The following is a 17,138-nucleotide window of genomic DNA, read 5'->3' on the forward strand; positions in this document are numbered from 1 at the left end:
CTGTCATTATTATCCGCGATCGATCTGCTTTAGCAAAGCGTAACACAAACTTAGCAACGGGATTTAAGTGACGCTGTCACTTTTACCGCTAAAACGCCGCTGATTTCAGGATAAATCGCAGGGTGAAAACACCTGAAAAGCGCAATGCTTACACGCCGTCTCGTTTATCAGTTTGATTTCACTCTGTTTTTACCTGAGGCGGTGAAACAAAAAGACGTTGTATTTCATTTACTTGATTCCGGCAGGCTTATATACTCCCGGGTTACTTTGCAAAGCAATCAGATGGATTTCATGTACCAACCTGTCGCTTTATTTATCGGCCTGCGCTATATGCGGGGCCGCGCAGCAGACCGCTTCGGTCGCTTTGTCTCCTGGCTCTCCACCATTGGCATTACCCTTGGCGTAATGGCGCTGGTCACGGTGTTGTCGGTGATGAACGGCTTCGAGCGCGAGCTGCAAAACAACATTCTTGGACTGATGCCGCAGGCGTTGATTACCACGCCAAAGGGCTCAGTCAATCCGCAACAGCTTCCCGAGCAAGACCTCAGGCTGCAGGGCGTTAAGCGCATCGCGCCGTTGACGACCGGCGATGTGGTGCTGCAAAGCCCGCGCAGCGTGGCGGTGGGTGTGATGCTGGGTATCGATCCGGCTAAAGACGACCCGCTTACGCCGTATCTTGTGAACGTGAAGCAAACCGATTTGGCTGCCGGGAAGTACAACGTGATCCTCGGCGAGCAGCTAGCCGGTCAACTGGGTGTGAAACGCGGCGACCCGTTGCGCCTGATGGTCCCGTCCGCCAGCCAGTTCACCCCGATGGGCCGCCTGCCGAGCCAGCGGCTGTTTACTGTGATCGGCACCTTCGCCGCTAACAGCGAAGTGGACGGCTATCAGATGCTGGTGAATATCCAGGATGCTTCGCGCCTGATGCGCTATCCGGCAGGGAATATCACCGGCTGGCGTCTGTGGCTCAACGAGCCGCTGAAAGTGGACGTGCTGAGCCAGCAAACCCTGCCGCCGGGCACCGAATGGAAAGACTGGCGCGAGCGCAAGGGCGAGCTGTTCCAGGCGGTGCGTATGGAAAAAAACATGATGGGGCTGCTGCTGAGCCTGATCGTCGCCGTCGCCGCGTTTAATATCATCACGTCTCTCGGCCTGATGGTGATGGAGAAGCAGGGCGAAGTGGCGATCCTGCAAACCCAGGGGCTGACGCCGCGCCAGATCATGGCGGTGTTTATGGTTCAGGGGGCCGGCGCCGGCGTTATCGGCGCGCTGTTGGGCGCATTGCTCGGCGCGTTGCTGGCCAGCCAGCTGAATAATTTAATGCCGATTATCGGCGCATTCCTCGACGGCGCGGCGCTGCCAGTCGCTATCGAACCGTTACAGGTGATCGCTATCGCGTTAATCGCCATGGCTATCGCGCTGTTATCCACGCTGTATCCGTCCTGGCGCGCCGCCGCCACTCAACCCGCTGAGGCTTTACGTTATGAGTAATTCTGTCCTGTTGCAGTGCGACAACCTGTGCAAACGCTATCAGGAAGGGAACGTGCAGACCGACGTGTTGCATAACGTCAGTTTTACGATCCAGAGCGGCGAGATGATGGCGATTGTCGGCAGTTCCGGGTCCGGGAAAAGTACCCTGCTGCATCTGCTCGGCGGGTTAGATACACCGACCTCCGGCGATGTGATTTTCGACGGCAAAGCCATGAGCGGCATGTCGTCCGCGGCGAAGGCCGAGCTGCGCAACCGGGAACTGGGCTTTATTTACCAGTTCCACCACCTGCTGCCGGATTTCACCGCGCTGGAAAACGTGGCGATGCCGCTGCTGATCGGCAAGAAAAAAACCGATGAAACCCAGGCGCGGGCGCTTGAGATGTTAAATGCCGTCGGGCTGGGGCATCGCAGCAACCACCGTCCGTCCGAGCTTTCCGGCGGCGAGCGCCAGCGCGTGGCGATTGCCCGTGCGCTGGTGAATAAACCCCGGCTGGTGATGGCGGACGAACCCACCGGCAACCTTGATGCCCGCAATGCCGACAGCATCTTCGCGCTGCTGGGCGAGCTGAACCAGCAGCAGGGCACCGCGTTTCTGGTGGTGACCCACGATCTGCAACTGGCGCGCCGGATGGGCCGCCAGCTGGAAATGCGCGACGGGCATCTCAGCAGCGAACTGACCCTGATGGGAGCGCAGTAATGGCGAGCCCACTTTCCTTACTGATTGGCCTGCGCTTTAGCCGGGGACGGCGGCGCAGCGGCATGGTGTCGCTGATTTCGGTTATCTCCACGCTGGGCATCGCGCTGGGCGTGGCGGTGCTGATCATGGGCCTGAGTGCCATGAACGGCTTCGAGCGCGAGCTCAATAACCGCATTCTGGCGGTGGTGCCGCACGGGGAAATCGAGCCGGTGGATCAGCCGTGGAAAGGCTGGCCCGAGGTGCTGGCGCGGGTGGAAAAAGTGCCCGGCATTGAAGCCGCCGCGCCGTATATCAACTTCACCGGCCTGATTGAGAGCGGCGTCAACCTGCGGGCGATTCAGGTGAAGGGCGTCGACCCGGAGCAGGAAACCCATCTGAGCGCGTTGCCGAAGTACGTGCAGAACAACGCCTGGCAAAACTTCAGGGCCGGGCAGCAGCAGATCATTATCGGCAAAGGCGTGGCCGATGCGCTGAAGGTGAAGCAGGGCGACTGGATCTCGATCATGATCCCCAACTCTGACGGGGAAAATAAGCTGCTGCAACCCAGGCGGGTGCGCCTGCAAATCGCCGGGATTTTACAGCTCAGCGGCCAGCTCGATCACAGCCTGGCCATGGTGCCGATGCAGGATGCCCAACAGTATCTGGACATGGGCGATAGCGTCACTGGCATCGCCATCAAAGTGAATGACGTCTTTAACGCCAACAAGCTGGTGCGCGACGCGGGCGAAGTCACCAACGCCTATGTGTATATCAAGAGCTGGATCGGCACTTACGGCTATATGTATCGCGATATCCAGATGATCCGCGCCATCATGTATCTGGCGATGGTGCTGGTGATTGGCGTCGCCTGCTTCAACATCGTTTCCACGCTGGTGATGGCCGTTAAAGACAAGAGCAGCGATATCGCGGTATTGCGCACACTGGGGGCAAAAGACGGGCTGATCCGCGCCATTTTCGTGTGGTACGGTTTGCTGGCGGGGCTGGTGGGCAGCGTCAGCGGCGTGGTGATCGGCGTGCTGGCTTCCTGGCAACTCACCAACATTATCGCGTGGATTGAGAAGCTCATCGGCCACCATTTCTTGTCCGGCGATATTTACTTTATCGATTTCCTGCCATCAGAACTTCACATCATGGATGTGGTATATGTGTTGATCACCGCACTGGTGCTGAGCCTGGTGGCAAGCTGGTATCCGGCGCGGCGCGCCAGCCGTATCGACCCGGCGCGGGTGCTGAGCGGGCAATAATCACAGGGGGCAGGGATGTACTACGGTTTTGATATCGGCGGCAGTAAAATCGCGCTCGGCGTCTATAACGCGGCGCGGCAGTTGCAGTATGAAAAACGTGTCCCCACGCCCCACGATAGCTATTCGGGATTTCTCGCGGCGGTTACCGGCCTGGTGAGCGAAGCCGATGCGCAGTTCGGCATACAGGGGCATGTCGGCATCGGCATTCCCGGTATGCCGGAAACGGATGACGGATTGCTGTACGCCGCCAATCTACCTGCCGCTTCCGGCCATCCGGTACGCGCCGATTTAAGCCGTTTGCTGAATCGCGATGTGCGCATCGACAACGATGCCAACTGCTTTGCGCTCTCCGAAGCCTGGGATGAGGAATTTCGCCGCTATCCGGTGGTGATGGGATTGATCCTCGGCACCGGCGTCGGCGGCGGGCTGGTGGTTAACGGCAAAGCGGTCACCGGCCGCAATTATATTACCGGGGAGTTCGGCCACACCCGGTTGCCCATCGATGCGGTGGCGCTGCTGAGCTGGGACATCCCCATTAAGCGCTGCGGCTGCGGCCAGCACGGCTGCGCGGAGACCTTTCTTTCCGGGCCCGGCTTTGCATGGCTGTATCATCACTTCTACCATGAATCACTGGAGGCCCCGGAAATTATCGCCCGCTGGCATGCCGGTGACGACAATGCGCGCGCCCACGTCGAACGTTTTGTCGACCTGCTGGCGATCTGCCTCGGCAACTGGCTGACGGTTGTCGATGCGCATCTGGTGGTGATTGGCGGCGGTTTATCGAATTTTTCGTACCTGACTGAAGCGCTGGGCGCGCGTTTGCCCGGTGCGCTCCTTCCCGTCGCCCGGACGCCGCGTATTGAAGCGGCAAGGCACGGGGATGCCGGAGGAATGCGCGGCGCTGCGTTCCTCCATCTAACGGATTAACTTTCTGAGGTTGCTATGCTAGCGCGTCGTCAGCACCGTTTACTGCGATTTAAAAGAAACAAGCGTCGGCTGCGCGAGCGGTTGCGGCAGCGGTTATTTTTCCAGAATGGAGTACCCGAAGCGATGGATAAACCAAGAGTCGTGGTGTTAACCGGCGCGGGGATCTCGGCGGAATCCGGGATCCGCACCTTTCGCGCCACCGATGGGCTATGGGAAGAGCACCGTGTCGAAGATGTGGCGACGCCGGAAGGCTTTGTCCGCGATCCGCAACTGGTGCAGGCGTTCTATAACGCCCGTCGTCGCCAGTTGCAGCAGCCCGAAATCCAACCCAACGCCGCCCATCTGGCGCTGGCGGAGCTGGAGCAGGCGCTGGGCGATCGGTTTATGCTGATCACCCAGAATATCGATAATCTCCATGAGCGGGCGGGTAACCATAATATTATTCATATGCATGGCGAGCTGCTGAAAGTGCGCTGTTCGCAAAGCGGACAGATCCTCGAGTGGACCCAGGACGTCACCGGCAACGATAAATGCCACTGTTGCCAGTTCCCTGCGCCGCTGCGCCCGCACGTCGTCTGGTTTGGCGAAATGCCATTAGGGATGGATGAGATTTATCAGGCGCTGGCGATGGCGGATGTGTTTATTGCTATCGGCACCTCCGGGCACGTTTATCCGGCAGCGGGATTCGTTCACGAAGCGCGGCTGCATGGCGCGCATACCGTGGAGTTAAATCTGGAGCCGAGCCAGGTCGGCAGCGAATTCGAAGAGAAGCACTACGGGCTGGCGAGTGAAGTGGTACCGGAGTTTGTCGAGCGGTTGCTCAAAGGTCTGTAAAACATCAGGCGGAGCAGGGCGCTCCGCCTGGCAAACGCTTAACGGCCCGCTTTCAGTTTCTGATAATACTCTTCATAAATGGCGCTGGCGTCGCCGACATCGTTCTGCCATTCGCCTTTATCAATCGTCGCCTGATCCGGATAGAGGGATTTATCACCGGATACCTCTTTACTCAGCAGTTTGCGCGCTTCAAGGTTTGGCGTCGGATAGCCGATGGTTTCCGCCACCTGCTTCGCCACGTCCGGGCGCAGCAGGAAGTTAATCAGCTGCATCGCGCCATCAACGTTTTTGGCGTTAGAAGGAATCGACAGGCTGTCCATCCAGAAAATCCCGCCTTCTTCCGGCCAGACGATCTCCAGCGGCGTGCCCGCCTGACGCGCTACCCACGCCGAGCCGTTCCACACCATTCCGAGATTCACTTCGCCTTCCATATAGGGGTTGGCTGGGTTATCGGAGTTGAACGCCGCCACGTTAGGCATCAGTTTTTGCAGTTCATGGTATGCCTGTTCGATCTCTTTCCGGTCGGTGGTGTTACCCGACAGGCCCAGCTTCAGCAGCGCCATCTGGAACACTTCGCGGGCGTCGTCGGTCAACAGCAGGCTGCCTTTGTATTCCGGTTTCCACAGATCCGCCCAGCGGGTCACGGTTTTCGGATCGATATTTTCGCTGTTCACGCCAATCGCCGTGGCGCCCCAGATATACGGGATAGAGTAATCATTGTTGGGGTCGAACGGCTTGTTGAGCATCGCCGGGTCGAGGTTATGGAAGTGGGTCAGTTTGCTTTTGTCGATCTTCTGGATCATGCCTTCCTTGCGCATTTTGTCGACAAAATAGGTCGACGGCACCACCAGATCGTACGCGCCTTCTTTATAGGTTTTCAGCTTGGCGTACATGGTTTCGTTCGACTCATAGGTCGAATAAATCACTTTAATGCCGGTCTCTTTGGTGAACTGCTCCAGCAGGCCCGGCGGTACATACTCGGTCCAGTTATAGAAGTAGACGGTTTTACTGTCATCCGCATGGGCGGCGCTCATTCCCAGGGCTAATGCACCGGCGGCAAGCAGGTGGCGTGACCATTTTTTCACTCTTACGTCTCCTGTTTTATTTAGCCTGACGAACGAGCCAGACTTTTGGTTTTATCGCGTGCGATCAGCTGGCTGGCAATCACCAGCACCAGCGACAGCACCAGCAGAATGGTGGCCAGGGCGTTAACTTCCGGAGAAACGCCGACTTTCACCATGGAGTAGATCTTCAGCGGCAAAATTTCGTAGCTCGGGCCGGTAACGAATGACGATACCACCACGTCATCCATCGACAGGGTAAAGCTCAGCACCCATCCCGCGGCGACGGCGGGCATCGCCAGCGGCAGAATAATTTTGCGCAGGATGGTGATCTCACCGGCACCCAGATCGCGTGCGGCTTCCAGCATTCGCACGTCAAAGCCTTTCAGGCGCGAATAGACCGTCACCACCACAAAGGGCAGGCAAAAGGTGATATGGGAAAACAGCAGCGACCAGAAGCCGAGCTGGATGCCGAGCAGCATAAACAGCACCAGCAGCGAAATCGCCATCACGATATCCGGGGACATCATCACCACAAACAGCATCCCGCTGACGAACGGCTTGCCGCTGAACCGGTAGCGGTAGAGCGCTACGGCGGTCAGGGAGCCGATCAGCGTGGCGAACGTCGCCGAGAAGATCGCCATGGTCAGGGAGTGTTTCGCCGCCTGCAACAGACTGTCGTTATTCATCAGCAGGCTATACCAGTTGGTGGTAAAACCCTGCCAGTTGATCCCGAAGCGCGCGCTGTTAAACGAGTTGACGATCAGAATGATGATCGGGATATACAGATAAGCGTAAATGGCGGTCATAAAGCCGCCGCGAAGCAGGCGACCGATCATTCCAGATCTCCCTTCTTATTCAGTAACCGCGCGGCGCGCCAGTAAACCAGCAGCATCAGACCCATTACCACCGTCAGGGTGACGCTGGTGGCCGAGCCGAACGGCCAGTCGCGGATATTGAGGAACTGGCTTTTAATCACGTTGCCGATCAGCAGGTTTTTCGCGCCGCCCATCAGGTCAGAAACGTAAAACAGGCCCATCGCCGGCAGCATCACCAGCAGGCAACCGGCGATGATACCCGGCATGGTCAGCGGCACAATGATGCGGATAAAGGTCTGTAATTTGCTGGCCCCGAGATCCCGCGCCGCTTCCAACAGCGGTTTATCGAGCTTCTCGATGCTGGAGTAGAGCGGCATCACCATAAACGGCAGCAGGATGTACACCAGCCCGACGATCACCGCGCTGGGGGTGTACATAATACGGATCGGCGTATCGATCACGCCCAGCCACAGCAGAAACTCATTAAGATAGCCTTTGGTGCTGAGAAAAATCTTTAAACCGTAGATGCGGATCAGCGAATTGGTCCAGAAAGGCACAATCAGCAAAAACAGCAGCAATGGCCGGACTTTTTCCGGCAGACGCGCCAGAAACCAGGCGAAGGGGTAGCCCAACGCCAGACAGGCCACCGTGGCGATCAGCGCCATATTCAGCGAGTGCAGCAATACCTGGAAGTAGAGCGGGTCGAGCAGACGCGCGTAGTTATCCAGGGTAAAGACCAGGCTGACGAAGTTAGCATCGTCGCGGGTCAAAAAGCTGGTGCCGATGATCATCAGATTGGGCAGAAAAACAAATACCAGCAGCCAACCGACGATAGTGGCGATCACCACATTCTGGAATTTACGCGTGCTTTTCATCAGCCAGCACAACCTCCCAACTTTCAACCCAGTTCACCGCCATCTTCTGGTCCAGCGAGTGGTCAAAGTCCGGATCGTCCTCGTTAAAGAACTCGCTGACCATCACCATTTTGCCGTTTTCCAGTTCGACGACCGACTCCAGCGTCATGCCTTTATAGTTGCGCTCGCGCACAAAGCCAATCAGCCCTTCGGCCTCGCTGGCGTCGTTAATCTCTTCGACGCGCAAATCTTCCGGACGCAACAGCACGTTTAATTGCTGTCCTGCGGTCACCGGGAAATTGACATAGATAAAGCATTCCCGGCCTTCAACCCGGGCGCGCACCCGCTGGTCGTCTACCCGCTCAATCACCGTAGCGTCGAAGATATTGATTTCGCCGATAAAGCTGGCGACAAACAGATTCTTCGGCTCTTCATAGATCTCGCGCGGCGTACCGTCCTGCTCGATGCGACCGTCGCGCATCACCACGATGCGATCGGACATGGTCAGCGCCTCTTCCTGATCGTGGGTGACGAACACAAAGGTAATGCCGAGCTTACGCTGGAGCGCTTTCAGCTCGTTCTGCATCTGTTTACGCAGTTTGTAATCCAGCGCGGAGAGTGATTCGTCCAGCAACAGCAGGCGCGGCTTGTTGACCACCGCGCGGGCGATGGCGACGCGCTGCTGCTGGCCGCCGGAGAGTTGATGGGGTTTACGGGTGGCAAAACTGTCAAGCTGCACCATCTTTAGCGCGTCCATTACCCTCGGGGTAATCTCGCTCGACGGGGTTTTTTGCATCCGCAGGCCAAACGCCACGTTTTCAAACACGGTCATGTGCGGAAAAAGGGCATAGCTCTGGAAGACGGTATTGACGTGACGATGCTCGGCAGGAACCTCGGTGATCTCCTGGCCATCAAGGATAATCTGGCCGGAATCCACCGTTTCCAGGCCAGCAATCAGGCGCAGGACGGTGGTCTTACCGCAGCCCGACGGGCCTAGCAGCGTGAGAAATTCACCATTATTGATGGTCAGTGATAAGTCAGTGATGACATTTTTACCATCAAAACCTTTCTGAATTCCCGCCAGTTGAACCAGCGGCGAAAGCGAACGGGATTGTTTATTCAATTTTTTACGCTGTCCCATAACTAACGCATCGACAGACATCGCCGGATGCGGGGTTTGTGATTTACCACCTGGGCTGACACATAAATTAACAAGGGCAGGCATTCTACGGCAAAGCATTGAAATCGCCAATGCTTGATGCGAACTCATCCCCCTGCTTACATGGATTTACACTACGCTTTGACAGGGGATTTACCACAACTCTGACAAATTGTAACTCAAACCCGCGATAAGGCTTTTTTTCGCCCCCGAAAGGTTAAAAGTGATGTGGCGCAATATTTGTGTTTTCGGGCTTATTGATAATGTTGTCACAAAAATGAGGGTGGCTGCATGGATAAATTACTTGAACGTTTTTTGCACTATGTCTCGCTGGACACGCAGTCCAAAGCGGGCGTCCGTCAGGTTCCAGGTACCGAAGGGCAGTGGAAGCTGCTGCGTATTCTCAAGACGCAAATGGAAGAGCTGGGGCTGGTGAACGTCACGCTCAGCGAACATGGCACGTTGATGGGCACGCTGCCGTCCAACGTCGATAAAGCCGTGCCGGCGATTGGCTTTATTTCCCATGTCGATACCTCACCCGATTTCAGCGGTAAAAACGTCAATCCACAAATTCTGGAAAACTATCGCGGCGGCGATATCGCGCTGGGTATTGGCGATGAAGTGCTGTCACCCGTGATGTTCCCGGTGCTACATCAACTGTTGGGCCAGACGTTGATCACCACCGACGGCAAAACGCTGCTCGGTGCGGATGATAAAGCGGGCGTAGCGGAAATCATGACCGCAATGGCCGTGCTGAAAGGTAAAAACATTCCCCATGGTGATATCCGCGTAGCGTTTACGCCGGATGAAGAAGTGGGTAAGGGCGCGAAGTTTTTCGATGTCGAACAGTTTAACGCGCAGTGGGCATACACCGTGGATGGCGGCGGGGTGGGCGAACTGGAGTTTGAAAACTTTAACGCCGCATCGGTGACCATCAAAATCGTCGGCAACAATGTGCATCCCGGCACGGCCAAAGGCGTGATGGTCAATGCACTCTCGCTGGCGGCGCGTATCCACGCCGAAGTGCCAGCCGATGAGAGCCCGGAAATGACGGAGGGCTACGAAGGCTTTTATCATCTGCACGGCATGAAGGGAAGCGTGGATAAAGCCGAAATGCACTACATTATCCGCGATTTTGACCGCAGTAAGTTTGAAGCGCGCAAACGCAAGATGATGGAGATCGCCAAGAAGGTCGGCAAAGGGCTGCACCCGGACTGCTATATCGAACTGGTGATTGAAGACAGCTATTACAATATGCGCGGTAAAGTGGCAGAGCATCCGCACATTATCGACATCGCCCAGCAGGCGATGCGGGACTGTGATATCGAACCGCTCATGAAGCCGATTCGCGGCGGCACTGACGGTGCGCAGTTGTCGTTCAAAGGATTGCCGTGCCCTAACCTGTTTACCGGCGGCTATAACTATCATGGCAAGCATGAGTTCGTGACGCTGGAAGGTATGGAGAAGGCGGTGGCGGTGATTGTGCGCATTGCCGAGCTGACCGCCCAGCGCTAATGACAGGTAAATAACAAGGCAGGTGACGATCACCTGCCTTTTTTATTTAGTCAGAAAAATACCAGTAGCCGCTGTTGACCAGCGCCGCCAGCATTGCCAGGAATGACGGATCTTCCAGCGCATCCCCCAGTTTGTCTGCATTGACCACAATATTATTCGCCAGCGCGTTCAGGGCCGGGCGGTGGGGGCTGTTGATCCTCTCACCGTTGACGAACACCTCTTCGCCGATGCGCAGCACGCGCAGGCCGCCGAGGCGTACCAGCGAATCGCCCTGTTTCAGCGCGTCGTACACTTCGTCCGGCTGGTACGGCGGCTCCGCCGGGGCCACGTCCAGTTCGTGGCGCGACTGGGTAATAAACTCGCCAAACCACTGGTTAAAGTGCTCAGGTTGGTTGATCAGATCGAGCATCATGCCGCGCAGCTTATCCAGTTCCTGAGGCTGAATATCCGCCGGGTACTGGCGCGTCGGCACATCCGGATCGGTATAGCGCTGGCTGCCGAGCTCACGTTGCAGCACATAATCGGCGAAGCCGCTAATCAGTTCACGGCCGCTCGGGGCGCGGAACCCCACCGAGTAGTTCATGGAGTTTTCCAGCGAATAGCCTTCGTGCGGGAAGCCCGGCGGGATATACAGAATGTCGCCCGGCTCCAGCTCTTCGTCGATAATCGCTTCGAACGGATCGACCTGGAGCAAATCAGGATGCGGGCAGTGCTGTTTGAGCGGCGTTTTTTCGCCCACGCGCCAGCGGCGGCGGCCCACGCCCTGGATAATAAACACATCGTACTGGTCAAGGTGCGGACCAACCCCGCCGCCCGGCACCGAGAAAGAGATCATCAAATCGTCGGTGCGCCAGTCGGGCAGGGCGCGGAACGGGCGCATCAGCGCCGCGGTGGGTTCATGCCAGTGGTTGACGGCCTGCACCAGCAGCGACCAGTTGCTTTCGCCCAGGTGATCATAACTCTCAAAGGGACCATGGCTAACCTGCCATTTCCCGTCAAGATGGCTGACCAGCCGGCTATCCACTTCGTTTTCCATGGCCAGACCCGCCAGTTCGTCCGGGGAGAGGGGGTCGATAAAGTTTTTAAAGCCGCGCTTTAACACCACCGGGCGCTTCTGCCAGTGGTGCTGAATAAAATCGGGCCAGTTTAAATCAAGTTGATAGTCCATATTATTTTCCGTCGGCATAGAACCTTAGCGGAGTATAACGCGGGGCATCCCCTCTGCATGACCTTTATGACGTTTTTTGCGTATTACCGCCGCTCTCTGCGCTATTTATGCCCTGCCGGGCAAAAATCACCTCCATGCGCGCGCCGCCGAGCAGGCTTTCGCCGGGAATAATCTGGCCGCCGTACTGCTCAACGATCTCCCGGGCCACCGACAGCCCCACCCCCTGGCCGGGACGCAGCGTGTCTACCCGCTGCCCGCGATCGAAGATCAGCGAGCGCTTGCTGAGCGGAATGCCGGGGCCGTCGTCGTCGACGAACAGATGCAGCGCGTCGTCGGTTTGCCGGGTAGTGATCTCGACAAACTCCAGGCAATATTTGCAGGCGTTATCCAGCACGTTGCCCATCACTTCCATAAAGTCATTCTGCTCGCCCATGAACATGGTTTCCGGGGAAATATCCAGCGTGATGGTGACCCCTTTGCGCTGATACACCTTGTTCAACGCCGATGTCAGGTTATCCAGCAGCGGGGCTACGGAATGCAGTTCGCGGCTCATCAGCACGTTGCCGCCGCGCATGCTGGCGCGGTGCAGGTAATAGCCGATCTGCTGGGAAATCCGGCTGATCTGCTCCAGCATCACCGGCTCCGCCTGGCTGACGGTCATCTTATCGGTACGCAGCGATCGCAGGGTGCTTTGCAGCACCGCCAGCGGCGTTTTCAGGCTGTGGGTGAGATCGGTCAGCGTGGTGCGGTATTTGTCGTAGCGCTCGCGCTCGCTGGTTAACAGGCGGTTAAGGTTGGTCACCAGGCTGGTGAGTTCGCGGGTGGTTTCGGGGTTGAGATGCTCACGATGATGCTCTTCCAGCTCGCGCACCTCGCGGGCCAGCGACTGAATGGGCCGCAGGCTCCACCACGCCGCCAGCCACAGCAGCGGGATCACCAGCAGCAGGTTGGCGATCAGCACATAGACAAACCAGCTCCACACCATATACGAACGCTTGAGTTCGATGGGTATGGTGTCGACCACCACAATGGTCAGCGCGGGCATCAGTTCGGTCGCGGGATACTGATTTACCGCCACCGAATGGGTCATTTCATAATTCGTGTCATCGTCGCGAAATTCGCGCAGCTGCTTTTGCAGCGACAGATCGGTGCCTAGCAGGGCGCTACTGGCGGAAAAATCGGTTTCCAGTTCGTGAAAGCCATTGGCGGTCAGCCATTCCGGGCGGATCGCCTTGATTAACAGCGGCACGTCGCGCTGCGCCCACAGCAGGTGGCCGCGTTCGTCGTAAATCATCGCCATGGTCGGGCTTTGCAGATTGAGGTTTTCCGGGATCTCAACGCTGATTTTGCCGTTTTCCCACTTCGCCAGGGTATAGAACAGATTGCTCTCGCCGCGCAGCAGCCGGAAGGTGGTCTTGTCAAAGCTGACGCTGTAGCCCACCAGCGCCACCATGCCGTAAGCCAGCGACAGCACCAGCACCACGGCGGCGGTCGCCAGCAGGAAGCGCACCCGCAGCGATAAAGGGAAAAGGTGCCTCAGGAGTTTTATCATGGACGCAGATCGAAGCGGTAGCCCTGGCCGCGCACGGTGGTGATCACATCCACCGGATGTTCGGCGAGGATTTTTTTGCGCAGGCGTCCCATCAGCACGTCTATGGTGTGGCTCTCGCGCAGCTCCGCGTCGGGGTAGAGTTGCAACATCAGCGAATCCTTGCTCACCACTTTGCCGTTATTGCGGATCAGCGTTTCCATAATGGTGTATTCAAATGCGGTGAGCTTTACCGGGGTGTCATTGATGGAAAACTCCCGGCGTGACAGGTCGAGCTGAAACGGCGGCATCGTGATCACCTGCGAGGCCAGACCGCTGTTGCGCCGTAGCAGTACCTGAATCCGCGCCACCACCTCTTCGATATGAAAGGGCTTGGTGACATAGTCATCCGCGCCCGCGCCCAGCACTTCGACTTTATCCTGCCAGCCTTCGCGCGCCGTCAGCACCAGTACCGGGATGGTCACGTCATGGCCGCGCCAGCGGCGGATCAGCGATAACCCATCTTCGTCCGGCAGGCCGAGATCGACAATGGCGATGTCCGGGACATGCTCATTGAGAAAATAGTCCGCTTCTTTGGCATCCTCGGCGGCATCGACCTGATGCCCCAGTTCCGTTAACTGCACCTTGAGGTGGTGACGCAGCAGGGCATTATCTTCGACAACCAGTACGCGCATGTTTAATCCTCATCAGGAATCTGTTTCATAGTGTAACGTCAATTATCGGTAGCGGGTGTTAAACCAGGTTTAAACACCCTGATTGCTAACGGTTAATTGAGCGCGCCATGCGGCTGTAGGTGTGGCGAACGCCGCGAATAGCGACGCTGTAGGTAAAAATATTCTCCGGCAGCGCCAGCCCGGCATAGCCGGTATCGCCAATATGATGAATATCGGCACCGGCCATCTTACTCATTAGCGCCATCTGGCGAAGGGTGTCGCGGTCAGCGCCTTCCTGAGAGGTGCCGATGGCCGTCATCGCCAGCGCGCCACGCTGGTGGATGGCGTCGATCAGCGCGGCAACGCGCTCTACGGTCATGCCCGGAATCGTTCCGGGTGCAGGGACCAGCACCACGTCTGCGCCGTTATCGATAAACAGCGCGATATCCTGTTCGGTCAGCAGGGCGCTGCCGCTCTCCCGTACAATCCCCGCGCCGTGCATTTTGCCGGTGATCAGCACCAGCTTGTCGCCGACTTCCGCGCGGATCAGATCCAGCGATGCGGCAATCGCCTGATTACTGACGCCGTTATTGGGGTTGCCGGTCAGCACCACAATCCGTGCGCCCATTTCATACAGTTTGCGGGCATTGTCGGCGGTTGCCGCGCGGCCTGGCGTCATCTGCCAGAATTCATCGTGCTGGCTGGCATGGGCGGGATCCACCGCCTCCAGGTTCACGCCAATCACCCGCCCGGTCAGGCGCTGTAGCTCGCGCAATGTCTCCTGCGGGTCAATCCCGGCGGGCAGGCCGTGAATTACCGGCGCAGAGACGTCAAACAGATTGAGCAGCAGGATATCCGCCCCCTGGCTGGCGGCCAGTTCGCCGTTGGTAATGTTGTTCAACAGCGGGGGGATCGCGCCGATACACTCGCTGACCAGGATTCGGCCTTCGCTGGCGCGAATAGCGTAAATCAGATCGTCTTTTTCAATGTTCGCCAGTTCCGAGGCGCTGCAATCGAGATAACGTTTCATCTTTTTCTCCTGTGGTTTTCTTTACGCTACCCCAGGAGTGAGAAGCAGGCAAAAAAAACGCCGCCCGAAGGCGGCGTCACTCGCAGATTTTTGGGCGAGTCTTATTTCAGCTCGTCAACCATATCCACCGCGCGGCCAATATAGTTCGCCGGGGTCATGGCTTTCAGGCGGGTTTTCTCGTGTTCTGGCAGCGCCAGCCCGTCGATAAACAGCTTCATGCCTTCGGCATCCACGCGCTTGCCGCGGGTCAGCTCTTTGAGTTTTTCATACGGCTTTTCGATGCCGTAGCGGCGCATGACGGTCTGGATCGGCTCTGCCAGCACTTCCCAGTTGTGATCCAGTTCGTCCAGCAGGCGATCCGCGTTCACTTCCAGTTTGCTGACGCCCTTCAGGGTAGACTGGTAGGCAATCAGCGCATAACCGAGACCCACGCCCAGGTTGCGCAGCACGGTGGAATCGGTGAGGTCGCGCTGCCAGCGGGATACCGGCAGTTTGCTCGCCAGATGCTGCAATACCGCGTTGGACAGGCCCAGGTTGCCTTCGGAGTTTTCGAAGTCAATCGGGTTCACTTTATGCGGCATGGTGGACGAGCCGATTTCGCCGGCGATGGTTTTCTGCTTAAAGTGGTTCAGGGCGATGTAGCCCCACACGTCGCGGTCGAAGTCGATCAGGATGGTGTTGAAACGCGCCACGCAGTCAAACAGTTCCGCGATGTAGTCGTGCGGTTCAATCTGGGTGGTGTAAGGGTTCCACTGAATGCCCAGCGAGGTGACAAATTCTTCGCTGAACTGGTGCCAGTCCACTTCCGGGTAGGCGGCGATATGGGCGTTGTAGTTTCCTACCGCGCCGTTGATTTTACCAAGGATTTCCACCTGCCCGAGCTGGCGGTACTGGCGCTCCATACGGTACGCCACGTTAGCCATCTCTTTGCCCATGGTAGACGGCGTTGCCGGCTGGCCGTGGGTGCGCGACAGCAGCGGCAGATCGCGATACTCGTGCGCCAGCGCTTTCACGGCGTCGATCACCTGGCGCCAGTAAGGCAGCAGCACGTCCTGACGGGCGGTTTGCAGCATCAGCGCATGAGACAGGTTGTTGATGTCTTCCGAGGTGCAGGCGAAGTGAATAAATTCAGACACCGCATGCAGCGCCGGGACATTCGCCACTTTCTCTTTCAGGAAATATTCCACCGCTTTCACATCGTGATTGGTGGTGCGTTCGATGGTTTTGATGCGCGCGGCATCGGCTTCATTAAACTGCGCCACGATCGCGTCAAGGAAATCGTTTGCGTCTGCGTCAAAAGCAGGAACTTCCTTGATCGCTGCGTGCGCGGCCAATTTTTGCAGCCAACGTACTTCGACCTGTACGCGGAATTTCAGCAAACCGAACTCGCTGAAAATAGCGCGCAGAGCGCTGACTTTATCGCCGTAACGTCCATCAATCGGGGATACGGCGGTCAGGGAGGATAATTCCATCAGTGACTCCTGGGAGGTTAACAATGAGCAAGAATTTGTTTCGCCTGACTGGTCAGACGATGACGAGAAAACATTAATTGCAGGCGGCCGCCGCCAACCTGATGCCACAATACTGCGGCGCGAATCCCGGCCAGCAGCGCGGCGCGAACTTTAGCCTGCACCTGCGGGCTTTGCAGCACGGCAGGGGAGCCGGTAACCTGAATCCGCGGGCCCAGCGGGCTGACCACGTCGACATAGATGCCTGCCATGGCGCTTAACAGCGTTTCTGATTCCAGATCGAAATGCTCCAGCTGGCGTTGCAGGCCGTCGATGCGTTCGCCGAGGGTTTGCAGCGCGCCTTTGGCGGCGTTGAGCTTGCGCTCCAGCACCATCAGGCTCAGGGTATAACGCGTCAGCTCAGCATTAAGCCCCTGACGGTTGTTGGCATTCAGTACGCCCAACAGGGTTTCCAGACCCAGCTTCAGGTTCGCTTCGCTGCCGCCGAAGACGCCCAGCGTGGAATCCGGGTTCAGGTCGATAACGCTGTTCAGGGACACGTGCATCGCGTCGCTGTCGCAGTGGCCCTGGTGAGCCAGCTGCTGCACCAGACGCGCCGACTGGCAGATGCCTGCCAGCGCCAGGGTGATGTCGTAATAGTTCTTCGCCACGTTAAACCACTCCTTGTAT

At 57.5% G+C, this 17,138-nt stretch carries 16 protein-coding genes; 6 read left to right on the plus strand and 10 right to left on the minus strand.

What is annotated here, in order from left to right:
* Positions 1-291: 291 nt before the first annotated feature.
* From lolC to cobB, 5 genes are read left to right on the plus strand one after another with little or no spacing between them, the layout of a single operon-like run.
* On the plus strand, positions 292-1,491 hold the full coding sequence (lolC, locus tag GV764_RS09910) for a lipoprotein-releasing ABC transporter permease subunit LolC (protein ID WP_201743138.1): 1,200 nt from the start codon (positions 292-294) through the stop codon (positions 1,489-1,491).
* Positions 1,484-2,188: a lipoprotein-releasing ABC transporter ATP-binding protein LolD gene (gene lolD, locus GV764_RS09915; RefSeq protein WP_161660008.1), complete on the plus strand. Its 705-nt coding sequence runs from the start codon at positions 1,484-1,486 to the stop codon at positions 2,186-2,188. The genes lolC and lolD overlap by 8 nt, the downstream gene beginning before the upstream one ends.
* Positions 2,188-3,432, plus strand: a complete 1,245-nt coding sequence (gene lolE, locus GV764_RS09920) for a lipoprotein-releasing ABC transporter permease subunit LolE (protein WP_161660009.1) — start codon at positions 2,188-2,190, stop codon at positions 3,430-3,432. The genes lolD and lolE overlap by 1 nt, the downstream gene beginning before the upstream one ends.
* Before the next feature lie 15 nt (positions 3,433-3,447).
* Positions 3,448-4,359, plus strand: a complete 912-nt coding sequence (nagK, locus tag GV764_RS09925; protein ID WP_161660010.1) for an N-acetylglucosamine kinase — start codon at positions 3,448-3,450, stop codon at positions 4,357-4,359.
* A gap of 15 nt (positions 4,360-4,374) precedes the next feature.
* Positions 4,375-5,193: a Sir2 family NAD+-dependent deacetylase gene (gene cobB / locus GV764_RS09930; protein WP_161660011.1), complete on the plus strand. Its 819-nt coding sequence runs from the start codon at positions 4,375-4,377 to the stop codon at positions 5,191-5,193.
* Between the two features lie 38 nt (positions 5,194-5,231).
* On the opposite strand, the gene potD is transcribed toward cobB, so the two are convergent.
* Genes potD through potA form a run of 4 tightly spaced genes read right to left on the minus strand, consistent with a single transcriptional unit; the run spans position 5,232 to position 9,067 of the window.
* Positions 5,232-6,278 (minus strand): spermidine/putrescine ABC transporter substrate-binding protein PotD, encoded by a 1,047-nt coding sequence (potD, locus tag GV764_RS09935; protein ID WP_161660012.1) that lies wholly within the window; start codon positions 6,276-6,278, stop codon positions 5,232-5,234.
* A 20-nt stretch (positions 6,279-6,298) separates the two neighbouring features.
* A complete protein-coding gene (gene potC / locus GV764_RS09940; protein ID WP_125291985.1) occupies positions 6,299-7,093 on the minus strand; it encodes a spermidine/putrescine ABC transporter permease PotC in 795 nt (264 codons plus the stop codon).
* On the minus strand, positions 7,090-7,947 hold the full coding sequence (gene potB / locus GV764_RS09945) for a spermidine/putrescine ABC transporter permease PotB (RefSeq protein ID WP_161660013.1): 858 nt from the start codon (positions 7,945-7,947) through the stop codon (positions 7,090-7,092). Before potB ends, potC begins: the two co-directional genes overlap by 4 nt.
* On the minus strand, positions 7,931-9,067 hold the full coding sequence (potA, locus tag GV764_RS09950) for a spermidine/putrescine ABC transporter ATP-binding protein PotA (protein WP_161660014.1): 1,137 nt from the start codon (positions 9,065-9,067) through the stop codon (positions 7,931-7,933). Before potA ends, potB begins: the two co-directional genes overlap by 17 nt.
* Before the next feature lie 309 nt (positions 9,068-9,376).
* Between potA and pepT the strand changes: the two genes are divergently transcribed.
* The gene (gene pepT / locus GV764_RS09955; RefSeq protein WP_161660015.1) at positions 9,377-10,600 is read left to right on the plus strand and encodes a peptidase T; all 1,224 of its coding nucleotides are present in this window, start codon (positions 9,377-9,379) and stop codon (positions 10,598-10,600) included.
* A 46-nt stretch (positions 10,601-10,646) separates the two neighbouring features.
* Here the strand turns inward: pepT and GV764_RS09960 are convergent, their stop codons facing one another.
* The 6 genes from GV764_RS09960 to hflD all read right to left on the minus strand — a co-directional run bounded on the left by GV764_RS09960 (position 10,647) and on the right by hflD (position 17,119).
* A complete protein-coding gene (locus GV764_RS09960; protein WP_125291989.1) occupies positions 10,647-11,768 on the minus strand; it encodes a ribosomal protein uL16 3-hydroxylase in 1,122 nt (373 codons plus the stop codon).
* A 64-nt stretch (positions 11,769-11,832) separates the two neighbouring features.
* Positions 11,833-13,320, minus strand: a complete 1,488-nt coding sequence (gene phoQ, locus GV764_RS09965; RefSeq protein WP_161660016.1) for a two-component system sensor histidine kinase PhoQ — start codon at positions 13,318-13,320, stop codon at positions 11,833-11,835.
* On the minus strand, positions 13,317-13,991 hold the full coding sequence (gene phoP, locus GV764_RS09970) for a two-component system response regulator PhoP (protein ID WP_125291991.1): 675 nt from the start codon (positions 13,989-13,991) through the stop codon (positions 13,317-13,319). The genes phoQ and phoP overlap by 4 nt, the downstream gene beginning before the upstream one ends.
* A gap of 85 nt (positions 13,992-14,076) precedes the next feature.
* Positions 14,077-15,000: a DUF7916 family protein gene (locus GV764_RS09975; protein WP_161660017.1), complete on the minus strand. Its 924-nt coding sequence runs from the start codon at positions 14,998-15,000 to the stop codon at positions 14,077-14,079.
* A 101-nt stretch (positions 15,001-15,101) separates the two neighbouring features.
* Entirely contained in the window at positions 15,102-16,472 is a 1,371-nt protein-coding gene (gene purB / locus GV764_RS09980; protein WP_161660018.1) for an adenylosuccinate lyase, read from the minus strand.
* Positions 16,473-16,489: 17 nt separating this feature from the next.
* Positions 16,490-17,119 (minus strand): high frequency lysogenization protein HflD, encoded by a 630-nt coding sequence (gene hflD / locus GV764_RS09985; protein ID WP_161660019.1) that lies wholly within the window; start codon positions 17,117-17,119, stop codon positions 16,490-16,492.
* Positions 17,120-17,138: the final 19 nt, after the last annotated feature.

Source organism: Atlantibacter hermannii (assembly GCF_009907385.1).
In the GTDB taxonomy this organism is placed as follows: Bacteria; Pseudomonadota; Gammaproteobacteria; order Enterobacterales; family Enterobacteriaceae; genus Atlantibacter; species Atlantibacter hermannii_A.